This window comes from Bacillus sp. 522_BSPC (genome assembly GCF_001076885.1).
GTDB classification, from domain to species: Bacteria; Bacillota; Bacilli; order Bacillales; family Cytobacillaceae; genus Niallia; species Niallia hominis.
On the sequence record NZ_JVDT01000178.1, the window covers coordinates 1 to 3,962 of the forward strand.

2 protein-coding genes are annotated in these 3,962 nt (G+C 34.7%); both read left to right on the plus strand.

The features are described from left to right. Positions 1-566: 566 nt before the first annotated feature. A complete protein-coding gene (gene mgtE / locus ADJ83_RS15150) occupies positions 567-1,937 on the plus strand; it encodes a magnesium transporter (protein ID WP_031540159.1) in 1,371 nt (456 codons plus the stop codon). 21 nt (positions 1,938-1,958) lie between these two features. Continuing rightward, the gene (locus ADJ83_RS15155; RefSeq protein ID WP_031540158.1) at positions 1,959-3,809 is read left to right on the plus strand and encodes a monovalent cation:proton antiporter family protein; all 1,851 of its coding nucleotides are present in this window, start codon (positions 1,959-1,961) and stop codon (positions 3,807-3,809) included. The last annotated feature ends 153 nt before the right edge of the window (positions 3,810-3,962 follow it).

Sequence of the window (3,962 nt, forward strand, 5' to 3'; positions counted from 1 at the left end):
ACAAAAGCCTACACTAAGTTAGAATGGTTTGGTAACTACCGATTTACCAGGTAATTCACTTTTTCAGTGGCCACAAATTTTTAGGCTGATTTTTAAAGGCAGTTTTCTAAAAGATTGTTGTTTTTTCAATAGGAAAAAAGAATAAGTTGGAAAAATAGAGTAGCCGTAATATACGTAGACTCCAGTGGGATTATCGAGAGAGACGCTATTAAGATTCTGCATGAGCATAACGAGGGCACTGAAAAAGTATAGTTTCTCCAAATTAATTAAGGGTTTATTTATTTGAAAGCGAATATTAAGTTGGTTTGGAGAGGCGACAGCTCGACTCCTATGGGAGCTACGAGAAAGTCCGAGACCCTGCAGCAGGAACGTAGTAACGAAGCGGCTCGGCGCTCGCCCCATGGAAAGCAAGCTGTCGCCTCGGAAAACAAATGAAATACCCAAATTTAAAAGTCGGCCACCAACAATTATGATTAAATTGCAGTTACAAACTTAAACAGCCTTTTTAAAAGCTTATTGCTTTGACAAAGAAAAATAGCCAATTTTAAAAGAGAGGAGGAAGACAAGTGTCAGAGAAAAATTTAACGAATGAAGCACAGCGTAATGTAATTCTCCATTCTTTACAAAATGAAAACTTACAGGAATTTCGTAAAAATTTCCTTGAATTACATCCTTATGACCAAGCTTCATTTTTTAAGGAAATGGAGATAGAAGAGAGAACCAAAGTTTTTGAATACTTAGCTCCAAGTGAAATCGCAGAAATGTTTGAGAACTTAGAAATGGATGATTGGGAATATCAAGAGATTTTTGCTAAACTTATCCCTGATTATGTAGCAGACACTTTAGCAAATATGTCTGTAGATGATGCTGTAGATATATTAAATGTATTAGAAAAAGAGCAAGTAGAAAGCTATTTGGCAATAATGGAGCAACCAACTGCAACGAGCATTAAAGCACTTATGCATTATGAAGAGTCGACTGCTGGAAGTATTATGACAGTAGACTATATAAGTTTATCTGCAGAACAAACGGTAGAGACTGCTATGAATATTTTAAAAAGAGAGGCACCCAATGCAGAAACTATTTATTATATTTATGTAGTTAATGACCAAAAACAATTAGTTGGCGTGGTATCTTTACGAAGTTTAATTGTTAGTGGGAATCAAACGCTTATCAAAGATATTATGAATGACAGAATCTATTCTGTCTCTGTAAGTGAGGATCAGGAAGAAGTAGCTAGAAAAATGCAAGACTATGACTTTTTAGCCTTACCTGTTATTGATTTTCAAAAAAGATTGCTTGGGATTATAACAATTGATGATATTGTCGATGTTATGCAAGAGGAAGCTTCAGAGGATTATTCAAAATTCGCTGCGGTTTCCAATATGGATTTTGTTGACCAGCATCCTTTCTCTGCAGCAAAAAAAAGGCTCCCATGGCTAATTATTTTATTATTTCTTGGCATGTTTACTGCAAGCCTTATTGGTCGATTTGAAGAAACACTCAATCAAGTAGCAATCCTTGCTGTATTTATTCCACTGATTGCCGGAATGGCTGGGAATACAGGAACGCAAGCTTTGGCAGTTGCTGTACGTGGGATAGCCACAGGAGATATTGGCAAGGAAAATAGCTGGAAGCTAATTGTAAGAGAAGCAGGGACTGGGCTCATTACTGGAACGATATGTGGCATACTAGTTACGATTGTGGTGTATGTATGGAAGGGTGATTTATTTCTCGGAATTCTAGTTGGAGTTTCAATCCTTGGAACACTGATAGTAGCAACGATTGCTGGTGCAATCATCCCTCTTATTATGCACAAATTTAATATAGACCCAGCTGTGGCCTCAGGTCCATTTATTACAACAATTAATGACATTATTAGTATTTTGATTTATTTTGGTATGGCAACTATGTTTATGAGTTATTTAACGAATTAGAGGAAAAAAGGAGGGATAGCGATGGAACACGGTGCTTCTTTCGCATCACTAGTTATCGTAGTTACGGTGGCTCTATTAACACCAATTATTTTGCAACGACTAAAATTGAATATTATTCCCGTAGTTGTGGCAGAAATTCTGATGGGTTTAATTATCGGGAAAAGTGGGTTTAACCTTGTAGAGCAAGATATGTGGCTAGAAACTCTATCGACTTTAGGGTTTATCTTTTTAATGTTTTTAAGTGGTTTAGAGATAGATTTTTCTGCTTTTTCAAGTAGAAAAAAAAGAGAGACATTGCCTAATGGGAAATTAGAGCCTAAATCATTTCAGACGGCAATAATTATTTTTGTGGCAATTCTCCTACTATCAATCGGATTAAGTTTTTTGTTTGTACTAGCTGGATTTGTTGATAGTGCATTTTTAATGACCATTATTATCGCAACTATTTCTTTAGGAGTAGTAGTTCCAACTTTAAAAGAAGCAAACATCATGAAGTCCGTTATTGGGCAAATTATTTTGCTTGTAGCAGTAATTGCTGATTTAGTCACAATGATTTTACTTGCTGTATTTGCTTCTATTCATGAAACAGGAGGGAATACTTGGCTATTATTAATTCTTTTTATAGCAGGTTTAATTCTTTACTTTGTTGGTAGAAGAATAAAAAATAATAAATTTATGGACACTCTTTCTAGAGGAACAGTACAAATAGGCACAAGAGCAGTATTTGCATTAATCATCTTTCTTGTCGCTTTATCAGAATCTGTTGGAGCAGAACATATTTTAGGTGCTTTCTTAGCAGGAGTACTTGTGTCCCTATTATCACCAAATGAAGAATTGGTTCACCAGTTAGATTCATTTGGTTATGGATTTTTAATACCTATTTTCTTTGTGATGATTGGTGTTGAAATGGATATCTGGTCGTTATTTACAGATCCTAAACTATTATTATTTATTCCTTTACTATTAATGGCGTTATTAGTAAGTAAGCTGTTACCAGTCTACTATTTAAAAAAATGGTATGATACAAAAACGATTGTGGCTTCTGGATTTTTATTAACATCAACTTTGTCACTCGTTATAGCTGCATCTACAATTGGAGAACGTTTAAATATAATAACACCTCAAATGAGTGGAATCTTTATTTTGGTTGCCATTATATCTTGCATTATTTCGCCGATTTTGTTCAAGAAAATGTTCCCAAAAGATGTAGCACAAGAAAAAGTGATAAATGTTTCTATTATTGGAGTAAATCAAGTTACTATGCAAGTTTACCAAGAATTGAAATCATCTCTTTATAATGTAACTTTCTATCATAAAAAACAAGAAAAGCAAGATTTTCAAATTGCAGACTCTTTATTTGAAATCATTGAGTTGAACAATTATTCAGAGGAGATTCTACGACAAACAGATATTTGCTCAGCAGATATAGTTGTGATTTCGACAGGAGATTCCTTCTTAAATGCTGAAATGAGTCTCTTGATTAAAAGAGCAGGGGTAGATCGAGTGATTTGTCGTGTGGAAAATATGGAGATGGAGGAGGAATTACGCAGAGAAGATATAGAAGTATTTTCTATGTTGACATCTACGAAAGCATTATTAACTGCATTAATTCAGTCTCCAAATATATTTGCACTACTTGGAAATACAGAGACATCCCTACATGAAATAATATTAAGAAACAAAGAATTTGAAGGAATGTCTTTGAGATCATTCCCGTTTACTGGAGATGTCATTTTCGTCCGAATCTTTAGAGGATCTGATTTTGTCATCCCTCATGGAGATACAGAGTTACAACTTAATGACCATCTACTTGTAACTGGATCACATGAATATGTAACAGAATTAAAGAGACAGTTGGAATTTAAATTTTAATTAAGTATCGTTAGGTTATTATAGGCGGGTAAATTATTTAATAATTTTTGCAGTATGAGAAAGGCTTGAAAGGTAAAGGAAAGACGACGGTGTCAGTGCCCATTTCAGCAAAAAGAAGGACAAAAGGGTAACAGAGAAAGCGCCTCTAAGCCC